The organism is Nocardiopsis camelliae (assembly GCF_028993595.1).
Taxonomy (GTDB): domain Bacteria; phylum Actinomycetota; class Actinomycetes; order Streptosporangiales; family Streptosporangiaceae; genus Nocardiopsis; species Nocardiopsis dassonvillei.
On the sequence record NZ_CP118614.1, the window covers coordinates 5,899,433 to 5,917,867 of the forward strand.

The 18,435-nt window shown below is 72.9% G+C and carries 16 protein-coding genes and 1 riboswitch; of the genes, 5 read left to right on the plus strand and 11 right to left on the minus strand.

All coding sequences use genetic code 11. The features are described from left to right. Positions 1-2: 2 nt before the first annotated feature. Positions 3-239, minus strand: a complete 237-nt coding sequence (locus PV789_RS25710) for a hypothetical protein (protein ID WP_013155191.1) — start codon at positions 237-239, stop codon at positions 3-5. A gap of 204 nt (positions 240-443) precedes the next feature. Here PV789_RS25710 and PV789_RS25715 point away from each other — a divergent pair, with 204 nt between their 5' ends. Continuing rightward, complete coding sequence (locus PV789_RS25715; RefSeq protein WP_274974935.1) at positions 444-1,445, plus strand: R2-like ligand-binding oxidase; 1,002 nt, start codon at positions 444-446, stop codon at positions 1,443-1,445. A gap of 41 nt (positions 1,446-1,486) precedes the next feature. On the opposite strand, the gene PV789_RS25720 is transcribed toward PV789_RS25715, so the two are convergent. Both PV789_RS25720 and PV789_RS25725 read right to left on the minus strand, forming a co-directional pair. Further along, a complete protein-coding gene (locus tag PV789_RS25720) occupies positions 1,487-2,539 on the minus strand; it encodes a zeta toxin family protein (protein WP_274974936.1) in 1,053 nt (350 codons plus the stop codon). A 130-nt stretch (positions 2,540-2,669) separates the two neighbouring features. Further along, positions 2,670-3,983, minus strand: coding sequence for a glycoside hydrolase family 6 protein (locus PV789_RS25725; protein WP_274974937.1), 1,314 nt, complete (start codon positions 3,981-3,983; stop codon positions 2,670-2,672). A gap of 166 nt (positions 3,984-4,149) precedes the next feature. Here PV789_RS25725 and PV789_RS25730 point away from each other — a divergent pair, with 166 nt between their 5' ends. From PV789_RS25730 to PV789_RS25740, 3 genes are all read left to right on the plus strand, one after another. After that, the gene (locus PV789_RS25730; protein ID WP_274974938.1) at positions 4,150-4,572 is read left to right on the plus strand and encodes an NUDIX hydrolase; all 423 of its coding nucleotides are present in this window, start codon (positions 4,150-4,152) and stop codon (positions 4,570-4,572) included. A 74-nt stretch (positions 4,573-4,646) separates the two neighbouring features. Further along, positions 4,647-6,389, plus strand: coding sequence for an ABC transporter transmembrane domain-containing protein (locus PV789_RS25735; RefSeq protein WP_274974939.1), 1,743 nt, complete (start codon positions 4,647-4,649; stop codon positions 6,387-6,389). Further along, complete coding sequence (locus PV789_RS25740) at positions 6,386-8,344, plus strand: ABC transporter ATP-binding protein (protein WP_274974940.1); 1,959 nt, start codon at positions 6,386-6,388, stop codon at positions 8,342-8,344. Before PV789_RS25735 ends, PV789_RS25740 begins: the two co-directional genes overlap by 4 nt. Positions 8,345-8,680: 336 nt before the next feature. Here PV789_RS25740 and groL read toward each other — a convergent pair whose 3' ends face one another. The 7 genes from groL to thrC all read right to left on the minus strand — a co-directional run bounded on the left by groL (position 8,681) and on the right by thrC (position 15,714). Further along, positions 8,681-10,312 carry a chaperonin GroEL gene (gene groL, locus PV789_RS25745; RefSeq protein ID WP_274974941.1) on the minus strand — a complete coding sequence of 544 codons (1,632 nt, stop codon included), beginning with the start codon at positions 10,310-10,312 and terminating at the stop codon, positions 8,681-8,683. A gap of 404 nt (positions 10,313-10,716) precedes the next feature. Further along, positions 10,717-11,544, minus strand: a complete 828-nt coding sequence (locus PV789_RS25750; protein WP_274974942.1) for an ABC transporter permease — start codon at positions 11,542-11,544, stop codon at positions 10,717-10,719. Then, the gene (locus tag PV789_RS25755) at positions 11,541-12,512 is read right to left on the minus strand and encodes an ATP-binding cassette domain-containing protein (RefSeq protein WP_274974943.1); all 972 of its coding nucleotides are present in this window, start codon (positions 12,510-12,512) and stop codon (positions 11,541-11,543) included. Before PV789_RS25755 ends, PV789_RS25750 begins: the two co-directional genes overlap by 4 nt. A 174-nt stretch (positions 12,513-12,686) precedes the next feature. Continuing rightward, positions 12,687-13,307, minus strand: coding sequence for a PadR family transcriptional regulator (locus tag PV789_RS25760; protein WP_274974944.1), 621 nt, complete (start codon positions 13,305-13,307; stop codon positions 12,687-12,689). An 84-nt stretch (positions 13,308-13,391) separates the two neighbouring features. Further along, positions 13,392-13,874: a GNAT family N-acetyltransferase gene (locus tag PV789_RS25765; RefSeq protein WP_274974945.1), complete on the minus strand. Its 483-nt coding sequence runs from the start codon at positions 13,872-13,874 to the stop codon at positions 13,392-13,394. A 131-nt stretch (positions 13,875-14,005) separates the two neighbouring features. Then, a complete protein-coding gene (locus PV789_RS25770; protein WP_212642614.1) occupies positions 14,006-14,284 on the minus strand; it encodes a ubiquitin-like small modifier protein 1 in 279 nt (92 codons plus the stop codon). A gap of 170 nt (positions 14,285-14,454) precedes the next feature. Continuing rightward, entirely contained in the window at positions 14,455-15,714 is a 1,260-nt protein-coding gene (thrC, locus tag PV789_RS25775; RefSeq protein ID WP_212642613.1) for a threonine synthase, read from the minus strand. A 13-nt stretch (positions 15,715-15,727) separates the two neighbouring features. Continuing rightward, a riboswitch (SAM riboswitch) is annotated at positions 15,728-15,869 on the minus strand. 283 nt (positions 15,870-16,152) lie between these two features. Here thrC and PV789_RS25780 point away from each other — a divergent pair. Further along, positions 16,153-17,589 (plus strand): alpha,alpha-trehalose-phosphate synthase (UDP-forming), encoded by a 1,437-nt coding sequence (locus PV789_RS25780; protein ID WP_274974946.1) that lies wholly within the window; start codon positions 16,153-16,155, stop codon positions 17,587-17,589. A gap of 76 nt (positions 17,590-17,665) precedes the next feature. Here the strand turns inward: PV789_RS25780 and PV789_RS25785 are convergent, their stop codons facing one another. Next, positions 17,666-18,262 carry a GrpB family protein gene (locus PV789_RS25785; RefSeq protein WP_274974947.1) on the minus strand — a complete coding sequence of 199 codons (597 nt, stop codon included), beginning with the start codon at positions 18,260-18,262 and terminating at the stop codon, positions 17,666-17,668. Positions 18,263-18,435: the final 173 nt, after the last annotated feature.

Sequence of the window (18,435 nt, forward strand, 5' to 3'; positions counted from 1 at the left end):
GCTCAGAAGGACGGCAGACCGCCCATGACGTAGGTGCCCGCGGCGATCCCCCAGGCCACCAGGGAGTAGCTCAGGGTGCGGGTGCGCAGGAGCCGGTCGCCCCGCACGGAGGGGGCGGTGAAGGCCGCCACGAGGAGCGCCATGCCGAGCAGGGCGGGGATGGCGGAGGCCAACGCGAAGAGCTGGGTCTGGGCGGCGCACGCGGTGTAGCCGGATGTGCCGGGATCACCACAGAACACGTCGTTCCCCGATCGTTCGGTGCGGTCGGTACTCCCCGACCGTACCGTTTCGGCGGGGGCGCGCCGTCAACGGCCGCGGTCGCACATCCGCAGAGTCGGATTCGGTTCTGGCGCCGCACACCCCGATCGCTCTTTACACGAACGCCTCCCGTGTCCAATCATGAGGGCACAGCAGTTCCCCCCAGCGGCCAGGAGGTCCTCCCCGTGCCCGTCTCCCCGACCCCCGCACCGCCCCCGTCCGCTCCCGCGGGGCGCCGCAGCGGCTTCCACTCGCTCCGGGGCGGCGGCCTGAACTGGGACTCCCTCCCGCTCAAGCTGTTCGCCAAGGGCAACGCCCGGTTCTGGAACCCGGCCGACATCGACCTGAGCCGGGACGCCGAGGACTGGGAGGGGCTGGGCGAGGGGGCCCGGGAGCGGATCCTGCGGCTGTGCGCGTTCTTCGTGGCGGGCGAGGAGGCGGTCACGGAGGACATCCAGCCCTTCCTGCGGGCCATGGCCGCGGAGGGGCGGCTGGGCGACGAGATGTACCTGACCCAGTTCGCGTTCGAGGAGGCCAGGCACGTCCAGGCGTTCCGGCTGTGGCTGGACGCGCTCGGGGTCCACGAGGACCTGCACGGGTACGTGGACGACAACCCGGGCTACCGGACGCTGTTCTACGAGGAGCTGCCCGGATCCCTGGAGGCGCTGCTGGAGGACCCGAGCCCGCGCAACCAGGTGCGCGCCTCGGTGACCTACAACCACGTCATCGAGGGCTCGCTGGCGCTGACCGGGTACTACGCCTGGAACCACCTGTGCACGGTGCACGACGTCTTCCCTGGGATGCGCCGGATCGTGCGCGGGATCGGCGACGACGAGCGGCGCCACATGGCGTGGGGCACCTTCACGTGCCGCCGCCACGTCGCGGCCGACGACGCCAACTGGGACGTGGTGCGCGAGCGGCTGGACGATCTGCTGCCGCACGTGACGTCCACGGTGGAACACGGCGAGGAGCCCCCGGGCGACCCGGCGACCCGCCGCCACGAACTGCCGCCGGGCGAACTGGTCCGCTACGCGGGCGACCGCGCGCTGCGCCGCCTCGGCGCGATCGAGTCCGCGCGCGGGGCGCCCGTGTCGCGGATCGACCTGGACGCCGCGCCCGAGGAGCTGGAGGAGCGGTTCGGCGAGGAGGACCGGGAGGCCGTGCGGAGGCTGGCGGCCCGGGGCTGAGGACCCGCCGGGCGCGCCCGGACGGCAGCCCGCCGGGCCCCTCAGACGGCGCTGCGCGGGGCGCGCCCGGACGCGCGCCACAGCTCCCGGCGCCCGCGTTCGGCCTCCAGTGCGACGCGCCCGAACGGTTCGGTCCGCCAGTCGTCCTCATCCCGGTGGTTGGCGTAGAGCACGTCGCCGTCGCGGGAGAGGACGTAGAGCGAGTCCGCCAGCCGGTGGGTCTCCAGGAACTCCACCGTGTTGGGAAGGCCCAGATAGAAACGGTCATGGTGGAGTTCGGGCATCCACCTGCCGAAACCCTGGTCAGCGCGGGCCCGGGCGTACCGGTCGGCGATCGCGAAGCGGCTGTTGGAGCTGTGGGTGGCCACGAGGGCGACCTCGACCCGGTAACCGGCTTCGCGGAACCCCTCCACCCAGGACGCGGCCCAGTCGGCGCGGCCGAGGGGGTGGCTGCACACGACGTCCACACGGCCCGCGCGCAGGTGCGCCATGGCCAGCCCGTGCAGGCCGCCGACCTGCCGGGCCAGGGACGAGGAGGCGGCGCGGTCGTCGGCGGCCATCGCCCACTCGTAGTCGGGCGCCAGGCGCAGCAGGTCGTCGCCGTCGTAGCTGACGGTGCCCTCGGGCAGGAACGGCAGGACCAGGCGCTGGAGGGTGGACTTGCCCGAGCCGGGCTGGCCGCCCAGGAGCAGGAGCCGGGGCCGCTCGCGGGCCGGTCCGGTGAGCCGGTCGCGGAGCGCGAGGTCGAACAGGGCCTCCAGGTCGGCCCCGGCCAGGACGGGGCCCGGCTCCCCGGGGGCCGCGCCGTCGCGGACGCGGACCGGCTCGGCCCGCAGTTCGGCGACGGTTTGCGGGAGCTCGCGGTTGATCCGGGCGACCTCCCCGTCGTCGAGGAAGGGCAGCCGGGCCTCCCGCGCGAGGAGTTCGGCTGCGCGCTCCCGGAGCCCGGTCCTGCTCAGGCAGGCGCCGACGGCCGCGCTGTAGAGGTTGTAGGCCCGTTCGCGGGCCTGCCGGGGACCGGCCTCCTGCGCGGGGAACCCGCCGCAGGCGCTGTCCTCCACCAGGGTCCGCTCGCCCACCTGTGGAATCGTCATCCGTGTCCGCCCTTCACCCACCGGGGATGCTAGTGCTTCCCCGGCCCCGGGGTACGGGGTTCGGCGCGGTTGGCCGGAGGCGGCCAGGAGGACGGGGCGGGACGCGCCGCGTCCCGCCCCGTCAGCGCGGTCAGGCCGCGGAGCACGTCACCTCGGGCGTGCTGTTGCTACCGCCGTGGGTCCCGGTGAACCCGAACTCGGTGCTGCCGCCGGCGCCGAGCGTGCCGTTCCAGCCGATGTCGGAGGCGGTGACCCGCGACCCGCTGCTGGAGAACTCGGCGTTCCAGCCCTGGGTGAACCGCTGCCCGTCGGCGTAGGTCCACGTCACGGTCCAGCCGCTGAGGGAGTCCTCGGCGGTGACCGTCACCGCCGCCTGGAACCCGTTGCCCCACTCGCTGACGACCCGGTAGTCGGCCGTGCAGCCCTCGCCCGCGGGCGGGTCGGTGGGCTCCTCGGGGTCGGTCGGCTCGCCCGGGTCGGTGGGGTGGTCGGGGGCGTTCACCGCCATGTCGTAGGCGGCCTGGGGCACGAACTGCCCCGCGGGGGCGATGCAGCCGTCGGCCTCACCGGGCAGCTTGGTCCAGATGAAGGCGTCGATCAGCGGGTTGCCGGTGTCGGTGGTGCTGGGGCGGCCGATCATCCGCCCCGGCGGGTCGCACCACTCGTTCTGGGGCGCGGGGCCGTTGCCGTTGCGGCTGGTGTCGATCACGGCGCCGAGCCCGGACACGCCCGTCGCCGCGATCACGGCCTCGGCGAAGGCGACCTCGTCGTGGGTCCAGTTGTAGTTGGAGGTGTTGGTGGCGACGCCGTGCGCGCTGTTCGCGACGTCGGCGCCGTTGAGCAGGTCGGCGGCCTCCTGGGGGCCGAGCCAGGCCGAGTTGCCGATGTCGAAGTAGACCCTGGCCTCGGAGGAGCCCCCCATGAGCGCCTTGCCCGCGTAGGCCATGGAGTCCAGGAGCTGGGACGGGTCGCTGCAAGCGCTCACCAGCGGCAGGGCGTCGGGCTCCAGGACGATGGTGGCGGACCGGCCCTCCAGACCCGCGGCGACCTCGTCGACCCAGGCGCGGTAGGCGTCGTGGCTGGGCGCCCCGCCGCCGCTGTGGTTGCCGCAGTCGCGGCCGGGGATGTTGTAGACCACCAGGATGGGGGTCTGCCCCTGGGCGTCGGCGGCGCTGACCACCGCGTCCACGTCGTCGCGGACCTCGTCGGGGTTGTACTGGGTGAACCAGGTGGCCTGGGCGACCGAGGCGATGCGGTCGCGGATGACGTCGGCCCGGGGGTCGTTCGGGTTCTCCTCGACCCATACGGCCGCCGACGTGTCGGGGTTGACGTAGAACTCGGACCCGGCGGCCGAGGCGGGCGCCGTGGCGAGCAGCGCCGCTCCCAGGGCCAGGGCCGAGACGGAGCTCACTGCTGCTCCGACGGCTATGCGTGTGCGGGACATGAGCCTTCCTTCGGTGTGGTGTTCCCCGGTTTCCCTGCTTCCCCGTTACTGCGCGCATGGGAGCGCTCCCAAAAAGTCACAGTACCCGGCGGGGCCCCTCGCCCCCAGGGGGGTAACAACTGTGTTTCCCAAAGGTGACAACCACGCCCTGACATAGGGTGGTCACATGTCACCCACCCCGCCCTCCTCCCCCGCCGTCATCGACGCCCTGGCCTGGGTCCACGTCCGCGAGGGGCGCCTGCTGTGCGCGCGCACCGACGGGGTGGACCTGTTCTACCTGCCCGGCGGCAAGCGCGAGCCCGGGGAGAGCGACGAGGCCGCGGTGGCCCGCGAGGCCCTGGAGGAGGTCAGCGTGGTGCTGCGGCCGGACACGGTCCGCCGGATCGCGGTGATCGACGAGGCCGCCCACGGCCAGGGCCCGGGCACCCGCGTCCGCCTGTCGTGCCACACCGCCGAGTACGACGGCGAGATCTCGGCGGACAACGAGATCGCCGAACTCGCGTGGATCGGCTTCGCCGACCGCCGGCGCTGCGCCCCGGCGGTGCGCCGCCTCATCGAACTCCTCCACGCCGAGGGCACCGTCGACTGACCCGCGCCCGGCCCCTCCTCGCCGCGGGAAAATGAGTGGCCCGCGCCCCTCCCCCTGGTTACAGTCCGGATACTGTGCGGACACTTCCCCAGCCCGCCGGCGTTCCCGAACGCCGTTCGGCCGATCGGTTCCTGTGGTGGCTCGCCCGGAAGGAGCGCCGCCCACTGCTGTGGGCCGGGACCACCACGGGCGCCTTCATGCTCACCGGCGTGCTCATCTCCGCCGCGCTCGGCGCCGCCCTCGACTCCGGAATCACCCGCGGCGACCTGGACGCCCTCCTGGGCTGGTTCGGCGTCCTCGGCGCGCTCATCGCGACCGCCGTCGCACTCGTCCCCATCTCCCACCGGGCCGAGTGCTTCAACTGGTACGCGTCCGCCTACCGCACGATCCAGGTGGTCACCAACCACTCCGTGCGCATGGGCCCCACGCTGACCAGGCGTCTGCCCTCCGGCGAGGTGGTGGCCGTGGGCACCGAGGACATCAACCGCGTCGGCGACTTCTACGAGACGGTGGGCCAGCTCCTGGCCGCCTTCGTGACGGTGGCCGCGGTCAGCGCCTTCATGCTCACCTCGCACGTCACCTTCGGCGTCATCGTCCTGGTGTCGGTCCCGCTCATCATGGCGGGGATGGTCCCGCTGCTGAACCTGTTCTCCCGTCGCCAGGAGCACCAGCGCGACCGGCAGGCCGAACTCACCACCCTGGCCACCGACCTGGTCGCGGGCCTGCGCGTGCTCCGGGGCGTGGGCGGCGAGCGCACCGTGGACCACCGCTACCGGGCCGCCTCCCAGCGGGTCCGCTCCGCCGCCATGCGCGTGGGCTGGGTGGACGCCGCCCTCAACGCCGTGCGCGAACTCCTCCCGGGCCTGCTCCTGGTCGGCATCGTCTGGTACGGCGCGCGCCTGGCCCTGACCGGGGAGATCAGCGTCGGCCAGCTCGTCGCGTTCTACGGCTACACCGGCACGCTCTCCGCGGCGGTGCGCCACCTGATGCGCTCCCTGTCCATGTACGTCTCGGCCCGGGTGGCCGCGGGGCGCGTGGTGCGCGTGCTGAACCTGGAGCACGACCACCCCGACCCCGAGCGCCCCGAGCCGGAACCGACCGGCCCCTGCGACCTGCACGACCCCGGCAGCGGGGTGACCCTCGCCGCGCACCGCACCACCGGCGTGGTCTGCGCCGACCCCTCCGACGCCACCGCCATCGCCGAGCGCCTGGGGCGCTACCGGGACGAGGAGGGCGCACACGCGGCGCTGATCGAGGCGGGCACCGGCCGGACCGTGCGCCTGCGCGACCTGCCCCGGTCCCTGGTGCGCCGCCGCGTCCTGGTGGCCACCAACGACGCGCACCTGTTCTCCGGAACCCTGCGCGGCGAACTGTCCCCGGAGCGGGGGATCTCCGACGAACGACTGGCCCAGGTCGTGCGCACCGCGCACGCCGACGACGTGGTGCGCCAGTCCGCCGCCGGGCTGGACGCGCTGCTCACCGAACGCGGCCGCGAGTACTCCGGCGGCCAGCAGCAGCGCCTGCGCCTGGCCCGCGCCCTGGCCCTGGAGCCGGAGATCCTGGTCCTGGTGGAGCCCGCCTCCGCCGTGGACGCCCACTCCGAGGCCGCGATCGCCGCCGGACTGCCCGCCGAGCGGGCGGGGCGCACGACCGGACTGGTCACCACCAGTCCCCTGCTGCTCGACCACACCGACCGCGTGCAGTTCGTCGAGGAAGGCCGCCTCACGGCCGAGGGGACCCACCGCGCCCTCCTCGCCGACTGCCCGGGCTACGCCGCCACCGTCCTGCGCGCCGTTCCCACGGAGGGGAAGCCATGACCCGGGCCGCCGACAACGCCGACACCCTCGGCCCGCCGCGGGCGTCCGAGGCGTCCGGAGTGCCCGACACGCCCCGGGTGTCCGGGGCGGCCGGGACGCCCCGCGTGCCCGGAGCGCCGACCGATCCCGCCACGCCCACCGATCCCGCGGAGCACCACGCGGCGGGGCTGCCGATCGCACCGGTCGAGGCCGTGTGGGGGCGGCTGCGCCGGGCCGGGCGCGAGCACGGACGGCTGCTCGCCGTCGTCGTGCTCCTGTACGGGACGGCCGCGCTCATGGCGCTGGCCTCGCCCTGGATCCTGGGTCTGATCATCGACACCGTGCGCGCGGAGGGGGCGCCGTCCGGGACGTCGGAGCAGGCGGCCTCGCGCGTCGACGTGCTCGCCGGACTCATCGTCGTGGCGCTGGTGCTGCACGCCGGGTTCACCCTGGCGTCCGTGGCGGCCTCGATCCGGTTCGGCGAGAGCGTGCTGGCCGAACTTCGCGAGGAGTTCGTGCGCGCGGTGCTCCGGCTCCCGATGGGCGTGGTGGAGCGGGCGGGCACGGGCGACCTGGTGGCGCGCACCGGCCGCGACATCGGCCACCTGAGCCACACCGTGCGCGTCTCGGTGCCGGTGATGGCGGTGAGCACGGTGACCCTGGTGGTCGTCACCACGGCGCTCGCCGTCCTGCACCCGCTCCTGCTGCTGGCGTGGCTGCCGTCGGTGCCCGTGCTGTGGCTGTCCACGCGCTGGTACGCGCGCAGGGCCCCGGACGGGTACGTGCGCGAGCTGGGCACCTACTCGGAACTGACCCAGAGCGTGACCGACACCGTGGAGGGCGCGCACACCATCGAGTCGCTGGGACGGCAGGCCCGGCGGATCGCGCTCAACGAGCGGAAGGTGGGCCGGGCCTACGCGGCGGAGCGGTACACGCTGTGGCTGCGCTGCGTCTGGTACCCGCCGCTGGAGTTCGGGTACATGTTCCCGATCGCGCTGACCTTCCTGGTGGCGGGTCTGCTGTACGCGGACGGCGCGCTGAGCCTGGGCGCGATCGCCACCGCGGTCTTCCTCAGCAGGCAGATGGGGCGGCCCCTGGACCAGCTGCTGGACCAGGTGGACAGCCTGATGATGGGCTTCACGAGCATGCGCAGGCTGCTGGGCGTGGAGCTGGCCGGGGAACCGGACGGGCAGGCGCACTCCGCCGCGGACGCGGCCGGGACCGCCCGGCCCGGTGAGGTGCGGGTGGAGGACGTGCGCTTCGGCTACACCGACACCGAGGTCCTGCACGGCGTCGACCTGGTGCTGGCGCCCGGCGAACGCCTGGCCGTGGTGGGTCCGAGCGGCGCGGGCAAGTCGACCCTGGGCAAGCTGATCGCGGGCGTGCACCCGCCCACCTCGGGCGGCGTCCGCGTGAGCGGGGCGCCGGTGTCGGTCCTGCTCCCCGAGGAGCGGCGCGCGCGGGCGATCCTGCTGAGCCAGGAGAGCCACATGTTCCGGGGGACGATCGCCGAGAACCTGGCGCTGGCGCTGGACCGGCCCGAGGGCGCGGCCGAGGTGGACGAGGAGCGCCTGTGGGAGGCGCTGGCCGCCGTGGACGCCGAGCCGTGGGTGCGCGCGCTGCCGGAGGGGCTGGGCACGCGGGTGGGGTCGGGCGACGCCTCCCTGGACCCGGCGCACGTGCAGCAGCTGGCCCTGGCCCGCGTGGTGCTGGCCGACCCGGACGTGCTGGTGCTGGACGAGGCCACGTCCCTGATGGACCCGCGTTCGGCCCGCCACCTGGAACGCTCGCTGGCGGGGGTGCTGTCGGGGCGCACGGTGGTGGCCATCGCGCACCGGCTGCACACCGCGCACGACGCCGACCGGATCGCGGTGGTGGAGGACGGCCGGATCAGCGAGCTGGGCAGCCACGACGAGCTGCTGGCCCGCGGCGGCTCCTACGCCGACCTGTGGCGGGCCTGGCACGGGGAGGGCTGAGGGGCCTCGGGCCGCTGCCGCCCGCGTCCTCGGAGGCACCGCTGGCGCTGGTCTGGAGGCCTTCCGGGCGGCTGAGGACGCGGTCCGCGCCCTCGGGGGTACCGCTGGCCGGGCCGGAACCCGGCGGGCGCACGCCCCCGGGGCTCCGCTGCGCCCGCGCCCGTCCGACGCTTCGCGGAACACCCCCGGTTCGGCACGAGGAAGAGCGCCGCGCCCCACCCCGGAAAAGGCGAAACCGGGCGACCCCCGAAGGGGCCGCCCGGTCGTCGCGGGCGAGGTCGCGTATCCGGACCTCAGACACCTGCGGGCCCGGGGGCCCGAGGTCTCACGGACCTGCTAGAAGTCCATGCCGCCCATGCCACCGGTCGGGTCGCCGGCGGGAGCGGCGGCCTTCTCCGGCTTCTCGGCGATGACGGCCTCGGTGGTCAGGAACAGACCGGCGATGGAAGCCGCGTTCTGCAGAGCCGAGCGGGTGACCTTGGTCGGGTCGATGACGCCGTCCTTGAACAGGTCGGTGTACTCGCCGGTGGCGGCGTTCAGGCCGAACCCGGGCTCCAGGTTCTTGACCTTCTCCGCCACGACGCCGCCCTCGAGGCCGGCGTTGATCGCGATCTGCTTGAGCGGCTCGGCGATGGCGCGGCGCACGATGTCGGCGCCGATGGCCTCGTCGCCCTCCAGCTCCAGCTTCTCGAAGGCCGGGACGCTGGCCTGGAGCAGGGCGACACCGCCGCCGGGCAGGATGCCCTCCTCGACCGCGGCCTTGGCGTTGCGGACGGCGTCCTCGATGCGGTGCTTGCGCTCCTTGAGCTCCACCTCGGTGGCGGCACCGGCCTTGATGACGGCCACGCCGCCGGCCAGGCGGGCGAGACGCTCCTGGAGCTTCTCGCGGTCGTAGTCGGAGTCGGTGCGCTCGATCTCGTTGCGGATCTCGTTCACGCGACCGGCGATCGCGGTGGCGTCACCGGCGCCGTCCACGATGGTGGTCTCGTCCTTGGTGACGACGATCTTGCGGGCGCGGCCGAGCATGTCGAGCTCGGTGCTCTCCAGCTTGAGGCCGACCTCCTCGGTGATGACCTGGCCGCCGGTCAGCACGGCGATGTCGCCGAGCTGGGCCTTGCGGCGGTCACCGAAGCCCGGGGCCTTGACGGCGACGGACTTGAAGGTGCCGCGGATCTTGTTGACGACCAGCGTCTGGAGGGCGCCGCCCTCCAGGTCCTCGGCGATGACGACCAGCGGGCGGCCGGCCTGGAGGACCTTCTCGACGACCGGCAGGAACTCGTTGTTGTTCGAGATCTTGGAGTTGACGATGAGGATGTAGGGGTCCTCGAGGACCGTCTCCATGCGCTCCAGGTCGGTGGCGAAGTAGGGCGAGATGTAGCCCTTGTCGAAGCGCATGCCCTCGGCGAGCTCGAGCTCCAGCCCGAAGGTCTGGCCCTCCTCGACCGTGATGACGCCTTCCTTGCCGACCTTGTCCATGGCCTCGGCGATGGTCTCGCCGATCTGGGGGTCGCCGGCGGAGATCGAGGCGGTGGAGGCGATCTGCTCCTTGGTCTCGATGTCCTTGGAGAGGTTGCCGAGCTCCTCGTTGATGCGCGCGACGGCGGACTCGATGCCGCGCTTGAGGCTGATCGGGTTGGCGCCGGCGGCGACGTTGCGCAGGCCCTCGCGAACGAGCGCCTGGGCGAGCACGGTGGCGGTGGTGGTGCCGTCACCCGCGACGTCGTCGGTCTTCTTGGCGACCTCCTTGACCAGCTCGGCCCCGATCTTCTCCCACGGGTCCTCGAGCTCGATCTCCTTGGCGATGGAGACACCGTCGTTGGTGATCGTGGGGGCGCCCCACTTCTTCTCCAGGACGACGTTGCGGCCCTTGGGGCCGAGCGTGACCTTGACGGCGTCAGCGAGCTGGTTCATGCCGCGCTCGAGGCCGCGACGGGCCTCCTCGTCGAACGCGATCAGTTTGGCTGCCATTGAGTTCTTGTCCTCCCGTGACCGGGCTGATACGCGATGGGACGAGGCATGCGCCCGCGACGGACGACCGCGGAACCTCCCGGCAACCCTGCTGCCGGGAGCCGCGATCTCGCAGCCTCGATCCGGTTAGCACTCAGTGAAGGCGAGTGCTAACCAGTTCCCTTTTTAGCACTCGCCCCCGGCGAGTGCAAACGATGTGGTCACGATTTCCCGTCCCGGCATTTCCCCATCTACCTGCACAAACACCGCATGACATGCGGGTTTTCCGCGCTGAGCGGACGGAGCCGCGCACCGGTTCCGACCTCTCCCGGCGCGCGGCTCCGGCCCTGTTCCACTGCCCCCGGCCGGGCTTCGCCCCCGGCTCCGGCCGGACCTCGGCCCGACCCGCGGCAGCGGCGCCCGGGTCAGGAGCTGAGGCGGCGCATCGCCCGCGACCCCCCGGCCAGCGCGGCGACCGCCAGCACCACCGCCACGGCCCAGCCGACGGCGACCGAGGCGTCCCACTGCCCGGCGAACAGGGCGCGTTCGGCGTCCACCACGTAGGCCACCGGGTTGGCCCGCGAGAGCGCGTACAGCCACGGCGGTGCCAGCTCCATCGGCAGCAGCACGCCGGACAGCAGCATCAGCGGCATGATCAGCGTCTGCACGATGGGCGCGAACACGTAGGTCTGCTTGACCGCCAGGGCCGCCAGGTAGGACAGCGTGGCCAGCCCGGCGCCCAGGACGGCGAGCAGGAGCAGCCCCACGACGGCGCCCGCCAACGACGCCTGGAACCCGAGCGGCACCACCAGCACGAGGATGAGCACCATCTGCGCCAGCATCATCACCACGTCGCGCAGGACCCGCCCCAGCAGCAGCGACACCCGGCTCACCGGGGTGGCCAGCAGCCGCTCGTGCGCTCCGGAGGACATCTCCGGCAGCAGCCCGAAACCGGCGAACCCGGCCGTGAACAGGCCGAGCATCACCAGCAGGCCGGGGACGAACCACTGCCACGGGTCCTGCCCCTCGGCACCGGCCAGCCCCGTCAGCAGCGGCGCGAACAGCACCAGGTACAGCACCGGTTGCAGCATGCCGAAGAACAGCATCAGCGGCCGGTGCAGGAACGGACGCATCTGGCGGGCGAAGACGGTCACGGTGTCGCGCACCGGGCCCGGCCCCCGCACTGCGGTCGCCCCGGCCGTCCGCGTCTCGGCCTCCTCCGCCGGGGTCGCGGTCACCTCGTGGGAACTCATGCGCCCTCCTCCCTCAGGCTGCGTCCGGTCAGGGTCAGGAACACGTCGTCCAGGGTGGGCCGCTGCACCCGGACGGAGAGCAGCGGGACACCTGCCGCGTCCAGCCCGCGCAGCAGCTCGGGCAGCACGGTGTCCCCGCGTTCCACGCGCAGGCGCACCTCGGCGTCGCGCCCCGCTTCCGCGAGCACCTCCGCGGTCCCGGCGGAGGGCACCCGTTCGGCGACCTCGGCGGCGGTGCGCGCCAGTTCGGCGTCCGGCACGGTGAGGGTGACCAGGTCACCGGAGACCTTGCCCTTGAGCTCGTCGGCGGTGCCGTCGGCGATGACCCGACCGTGGTCGATCACCAGGACCCGCTCGGCCATGTCGTCGGCCTCGTCGAGGTAGTGGGTGGTGAGCACGACCGTGGTCCCCGTCCGGTCGCGCAGCCGGGTGATGTGCTCCCACAGGTTGGCGCGGCTGTGCGGGTCGAGCCCGGTGGAGGGCTCGTCCAGGAACAGCAGCCCCGGCTCGTGGATGAGCCCCATGGCGATGTCGAGGCGCCTGCGCTGTCCGCCGGAGAGCTTGGTGACCTCCCGGTCGGCGGCGGTGCCCAGCTCCAACTGGTCCAGGAGCCCGTCGGCGCGGCGGCGCGCGGTGCGCCGGTCGAGCCCGTACAGCAGCCCCTGCGTGTACAGCTCCTCCCTGGCCCGCTGGTCCTCTCCGGCGCCGTGCCCCTGGCCGACGAAGCCGATCCTGCGGCGTACCTCGGCGGGCGCGGTGCGGACGTCGTGCCCCGCCACCACGGCGGTGCCCGAGGTGGGTTCGAGCAGGGTGGTGAGCATGCGCAGCGTGGTCGACTTCCCCGCGCCGTTCGGTCCGAGCAGGGCGACCAGCTCGCCCTCGGCGACGTCGATGTCGACGCCGCGGACGGCCTGGACGACCTCCTTACCGACCCGGAAGTCCCGGGTCAGCCCACGTGTGTGGATCATCCCTCTCCTTATTAAAACTTGAGTACGAGAGAGAGTGTGCACCACCGGACGAGATATTCAAAGTTTAATAAGAACCTGGCCCGCGCCCCCGGTAAGGCGGCCCCGGCGACAGAGGCCCGCACGGGCGGGGAGAGCCGAGGCTGCGGAGCCGACGGGAGCGGACGGGCCGCCGGGTCAGCGGTCGCGGGCGACCGTCCCCGACGCCGGGGGCGGGCCGAAGGCCCCAGGCCTTGGGGGCAGCCCGAAAGCATCGGGGCCGTCGTCGGCCATGGTGTACTCCCCGGCCCGCAGGGAGGCGGCGAGTTCACGCGTCCAGCGGGCCTCGGCCCCGATCGTGCCCCGCCACAGGACGAAGAGTTCGCGCACGTGCGCGGGCTCGCCCCAGCCCTCGGAGGGCCGCAGATCCTCGTCGGTCCTCTCCAGCAGCTCCAGGCGCTGTTCCAGCAGCGCGACGACCTCCGCGCGCGGCAGGGCGGGCATGAGGGTGACCGCCGCGAAGAGCATCGCGGGGTCCCCCCTGTGGGACAGCCCCCGGCGGATGAGGCGGTGGAGTTCGGCCTCGCCCTCCTCGGTGATCGCGTAGGAGACGCGGTCGACCACCTCGTCCCCCTCGGCGACGAACTCGCGCAGCCTGCCCTCTTGGGAGAGCTTGCGCAGGGCGTGGTAGATGGAGCCCCACTTGATGTTGGCCCAGTGCTCCGTGCCCCAGTCCAGGAGCTGACGGCCCACCCGGTACCCGTGGGCCTGCCCCTCCATGCGCACCACACCCAGGACCAACAGCCGCGTCGCCGACATCTCCACCCTCGTTCGACCGGAATCCCCTCCAGCCTACGAGCAGGAACGGGGCGGTGCGGCGGGCCGGGGACGGGCCGCTCGGCATCACAGCTTGCGGAAGTACCGCACGACGGGCAGCGCGGTGTAGCCGGCGCGCTCGTAGGTGGCGCGGGCCGGGGCGTGCCCGTCGTCGCCGCCCGTCTCGACCATGGCCACCATCGCGCCCTGCTCGCGGATCCAGTCGGTGGCGGCCCCGGTCAGCGCCGTCCCCACGCCCCGCCCCTGGTGGTCGGGGTCGACGGCGAGCAGGTGGATCTCCCCCATGTCGTCCTCGGGCAGCATCCTGGCGGTGGCGAAGCCCGCGACCGCTCCGTCGGCCTCGGCGACCCACACGCGCTGGCCCCCGGAGTCGACGCTCCCGGCCACCTCGTCGTACTGGCTGCGCCGCCAGTCCGGGACCAGGGCCGGGTAGACCTCCTCGCCCAGGACCCGGCGCAGCGAGGCGTGCACCGGTTCCCACGCGCGCAGTGCCAGAGCGATGACCGCTTCCCTGTCGGACTCCCGGAACAGCCGGATCTCGATGCCCATACGCCCAGGCTAGGGAGCGGCGGTCACGGGCGCACCGGGTTTTCCGGAGCGCCCTGCCACGCGGGTCGCGGAGGACGGCGAAGGGGCGGCCCGGCGCCCTGTCGCGCCGCGGCCGCCCCTCACGGCGGGGCTCAGCAGCCCCCGGCGACCGCCGGGATGATGGAGACCTGGGCGCCGTCGGCGACCTCGGTCTGGAGGCCCTTCTCGAAGCGCACGTCCTCGTCGCCGATGTAGACGTTGACGAAGCGGCGCACCTTGCCGCCGTCGTCCAGGATGCGGGCGCGGATGCCGGGGTAGTTGGCCTCCAGGTCGTCGATGACCTCGGCCAGGGTGGCGCCCTCGGCGGTGACCTCGGAGGCGTCGTTGGTGTAGGTGCGCAGGATGGTGGGCACGCGGACGCTGGCGCTCATGGCGGACTTCCTTCTCGTGGGAGATGACGGGTGGTCGGGGCAGCAGGACCCGAATCCTGTTGCCTGAGGGGCTCCGCCGGAGACACCACTGCGCTCCTTCAACCCGATTCCCGCATCGAAGGGCGCCCGAACACGGGCTGAAGCGAAGCGGAGGCCCCGAAGGACGCTGGCTAGGCCAGACCGGCGTCGGTGAAGGCGCTCAGCGACGGCTTGATCGTGGCGCTCACCCCGGCGTCGACGGCGTTCAGGGTCTTGAGCCCGTCGCCGGTGTTGAGCACGACCGTCTCGGCCTTGGGGTCGAGCCTGCCCTCGCGGACGAGCTTGCGCAGCACGCCGGTGGTGACGCCGCCCGCGGTCTCGGCGAAGATGCCCTCGGTGCGGGCGAGGAGCTTGATGGAGTCGACGATCTCGTCGTCGCCCACGTGCTCCACCGATCCGCCCGTGCGCTTGGCGATGTCCAGCACGTAGGGCCCGTCGGCCGGGTTGCCGATGGCCAGCGACTTGGCGATGGTGTCGGGCTTGACCGGCTGGATGACGTCGATGCCCTTGTCCCAGGCCTGCGCGACCGGGGAGCAGCCCGTGGCCTGGGCGCCGAAGATCCGGTACGGGCGGTCCTCGACCAGGCCGAGCTTGACCAGTTCCTGGAAGCCCTTGTCGATCTTGGTGAGCTGGGAGCCGGAGGCGATCGGGACGACGATCTGCTCGGGCAGGCGCCAGCCGAGCTGTTCGGCGATCTCGTAGGCCAGCGTCTTGGAGCCCTCGCCGTAGTAGGGGCGCAGGTTGACGTTGACGAAGCCCCAGCCCTCGCCCACCGGGTCGCCGATGAGCTCGGAACAGAAGCGGTTGACGTCGTCGTAGTTGCCGTCGATGGCCACGACCTTGCCGCCGTAGACGGCGGCCATGACGACCTTGGCCTCCTCCAGCCCGGCGGGGATGAACACGCAGGACTCGAACCCGGCGCGCGCGGCGGCCGCGCCGACGGCTCCGGCCAGGTTTCCGGTGGAGGAGCAGGACAGGGTGGTGAACCCGAAGGTGCGGGCGGCCTCGACGGCGATGGCGACCACGCGGTCCTTGAAGGAGTGCGTGGGGTTGCCGGAGTCGTCCTTGACGTGCAGGGAGTCCAGGCCCAGCTCGGCGGCGAGGCGGTCGGCGCGCACCAGCGGGGTCAGGCCGGGGGCCATGTTGGGCAGCTCGGCGACGTTGGCCGGGACGGGCAGGAGGGAGCGGTAGCGCCAGATGCTCTTGGGGCCGCTCTCGATGTCGGCGCGGGTGACGGTCCCGAAGTCGTAGGCGACCTCAAGGGGGCCGAAGCAGAACTCGCAGGCGAACCGGGGGGTGAGTTCGTAGCGCTCGCCGCACTCGCGACAGGAGAGCGCGGTGCCGGGGCCGAAGGAGCGGGCGGCGGTGGGTTCGGTGGCGGCAATCGCCATGGCGAGGCGTCTCCCCTCATCTTTCCTGGCGGACACCTTGTCCCCAGGCCGGAGTTGGCACCTGTCCCAGCCGTCCCGCGGGTTCGCGGGTGTCACGTGCTGGAATGGTTGCCGGGGCTTCGCAGGGCCGGTCCCTCCACCCCTCTGGATGAGCAATATGAAGTTTTGTGCTGGTCCTGTCGGATCCGCACCGCAACTGTAACGGAGGTGCCGACCGGTTTTCCACGCCTGGTGACCCGGGTAACACGAAACGGCTCACATGGTGAGACGGCGCTGGTCCGGGCCGGTGGGGCGCGCCCCCGGCGCGGCGGCCGTGTGACGCGCACCCCCGCTGACCCGCGCGGGGTTTGGGGCGGCTGTCGACAGGCGAGACATAAGGTGCGACCCCCTTTCACCACCGCCCCGCCCCGACCGCTTTTTCTCCGAGAGGACCACCACGTGGACAAGGCACAGATCCTCATCGCCTCCAACAGAGGACCCGTGTCCTTCTCGACCGCCGACGACGGCTCGCTGGAGCACCGGCGCGGCGGGGGCGGACTGGTGTCGGGAATGATCTCGGTCGCCACCGAGATCGACAGCATCTGGGTGTGCGCCGCCCTGTCCGACGCCGACCGGCGGGCCGCCGCGGAGGCGCCGCAGGCCCGGCTGGACCAGGCCCACGACCTGGACGGCATGCGGGTCCACATGCTGGACATCCCCCGGCAGACCTTCGACAGCGCCTACACCGGAGTGGCCAACTCGACCCTGTGGTTCGTGCAGCACATGCTGTACGACACCCCCAACAAGCCGTCCTTCGGCTCGCACTTCCGGCGGACGTGGGAGGACTACACCGCCTACAACAACGCGTTCGCCGAGGCCCTGGTGGCGGGCGCCGCCGAGGGCGCCCGCGTCGCCGTGCAGGACTACCACCTGGCGCTGGTGCCGCGGATCCTGCGCGCGCGCCGCCCCGACCTGCGCATCGCCCACTTCTCGCACACCCCGTGGGCTCCCCCGGAGTACTTCCGGATGCTGCCCGGGCAGGTCGCGCGCGAGCTGCTGGAGGGCATGCTGGGCGCGGACCGGCTGGGCTTCCTGAGCCCGCGCTGGGCGGAGGCCTTCCTGCGCTGCTGCGAGGAGATCCTGCGCGCGAAGGTCGACTTCGAGCGGCGCACCGTGGAGCACGGCGGCCGGGTGGTCGGGGTGGGCGTGCACGCCCTGGGCGCGGACGAGGAGGGGCTGCGCCAGAGCGCCGCCGACCCGGCCGTGGCCTCGCGCCGGAGCACCCTGAGGGACGCGGTCGGCGACACGAGGCTGATCGTGCGGGTGGACCGCACCGAGCTGTCCAAGAACATCGTGCGGGGCCTGGAGGCCTACCGCGAGCTGCTGACCGCCCGCCCGGAGTGGCGGGGGCGGGTGACCCACCTGGCGTTCGCCTACCCGAGCCGGGGCGACGTGCCGGAGTACCGGGAGTACACCGACGCGGTGCTGCGGACCGCCAAGGAGATCAACGAGGAGTTCGCGACCCCGGAGTGGACGCCGCTGATCCTGGAGGTCAACGACGACTACCCGCGTTCGCTGGCCTCGTTCCAGATGGCCGACGTGCTGCTGGTAAACCCGATCCGGGACGGCATGAACCTGGTCGCCAAGGAGGGCCCGGTCCTGTCGGAGCGGGACTCGGTGCTGGTGCTGTCGCACGAGGCGGGGGCGGCCGACGAGCTGGGCGGGCACGCGCTGCTGGTCAACCCCTACGACACCGTGGAGACGGCGGAGGCGCTGCACGAGGCGCTGTCGATGCCCGCTGAGGAGCGGCGCAGGCGCAGGGAGCGGCTGGCCGAGGCGGCGGTGGCGCTGCCGCCGCGCCGGTGGTTCCAGGACCAGCTGCGCTCGCTGGGCTGAGCCCGCAGGGCGGGGGCGTATCCGCCGCCGGGAGACGGTACACGCCCTCGGCCGCGGCCCGGTCGGCCGGAACCGGTCAGTCGGCGGCGCCCCTCCCGGCGTCCGCCTCGGCGAGGAGCTGCCGGACGATGCCGCTCTTGGCGTCGGCGTAGTCCTGGATGCGGTCCCAGGTCCGCCCCACCAGCTCGCGCTTGACCGCGGTGTAGCGCTCGCGCGCTTCGGCGTCGGCGATGAGGTGGTCGCGGAAGCGGCGCATGCGCTCGGCCTCCTCGCACCCCCGGCTGAACACGTGCAGGTTGAGGTTGACCTCGGAGCCCTTGAACACCCGGTGCTCGTACCAGTCGGGCTCCCTGATCACCAGGGAGTACCCGGCGGCTTCGAGGTCGGGCAGGTAGGCGGCCTCGTCCGAGGAGTCGGCGACGAGGAGCAGCAGGTCCACGCAGGGTTTGGCGGCGAGGCCGGGCACCGCGGTGGAGCCGACGTGCTCGAAGAGCAGCACGCGGCCGCCGAGGGCGGCGCGGATCCTCCCGTCCTCGCGCCGGAACAGGTAGGGCCATTTGGGGTCGTACTCGGAGAGGCGGACGCGCCCGTTGACGAGGTTGCGGAACTCGGGCGCGATCACGGCCCGCGGCTCGCCCCGTGAGGGCAGAGGAGACGCTTCGAGGGGTGACATTCTCCAAAGCCTTGCCGCCCCGGGTGTCCGCGTCAAGCCCGTCCGGCGTTGCTTACATATGCACGCGCAGACGTGACGTCACAGCCCGTCGGGGGTCCGTGACGTGCGGCGACCACGCACCGTGTCCGGTGTCCGGTTCCGGCCGGGAGGACCGCCCGGCGCGCCCGCCGGGC

Bases quoted from the DNA above. Each gene is read 5' to 3' on its own strand.
- PV789_RS25755 (WP_274974943.1), bottom strand. From the start codon at position 12,512: ATGATCCACACACGTGGGCTGACCCGGGACTTCCGGGTCGGTAAGGAG.
- PV789_RS25785 (WP_274974947.1), bottom strand. From the start codon at position 18,262: ATGTCACCCCTCGAAGCGTCTCCTCTGCCCTCACGGGGCGAGCCGCGG.
- PV789_RS25770 (WP_212642614.1), bottom strand. From the start codon at position 14,284: ATGAGCGCCAGCGTCCGCGTGCCCACCATCCTGCGCACCTACACCAAC.
- PV789_RS25750 (WP_274974942.1), bottom strand. From the start codon at position 11,544: ATGAGTTCCCACGAGGTGACCGCGACCCCGGCGGAGGAGGCCGAGACG.
- PV789_RS25720 (WP_274974936.1), bottom strand. From the start codon at position 2,539: ATGACGATTCCACAGGTGGGCGAGCGGACCCTGGTGGAGGACAGCGCC.
- PV789_RS25765 (WP_274974945.1), bottom strand. From the start codon at position 13,874: ATGGGCATCGAGATCCGGCTGTTCCGGGAGTCCGACAGGGAAGCGGTC.
- groL (WP_274974941.1), bottom strand. From the start codon at position 10,312: ATGGCAGCCAAACTGATCGCGTTCGACGAGGAGGCCCGTCGCGGCCTC.
- PV789_RS25730 (WP_274974938.1), top strand. From the start codon at position 4,150: ATGTCACCCACCCCGCCCTCCTCCCCCGCCGTCATCGACGCCCTGGCC.
- PV789_RS25740 (WP_274974940.1), top strand. From the start codon at position 6,386: ATGACCCGGGCCGCCGACAACGCCGACACCCTCGGCCCGCCGCGGGCG.
- PV789_RS25760 (WP_274974944.1), bottom strand. From the start codon at position 13,307: ATGTCGGCGACGCGGCTGTTGGTCCTGGGTGTGGTGCGCATGGAGGGG.
- PV789_RS25725 (WP_274974937.1), bottom strand. From the start codon at position 3,983: ATGTCCCGCACACGCATAGCCGTCGGAGCAGCAGTGAGCTCCGTCTCG.
- thrC (WP_212642613.1), bottom strand. From the start codon at position 15,714: ATGGCGATTGCCGCCACCGAACCCACCGCCGCCCGCTCCTTCGGCCCC.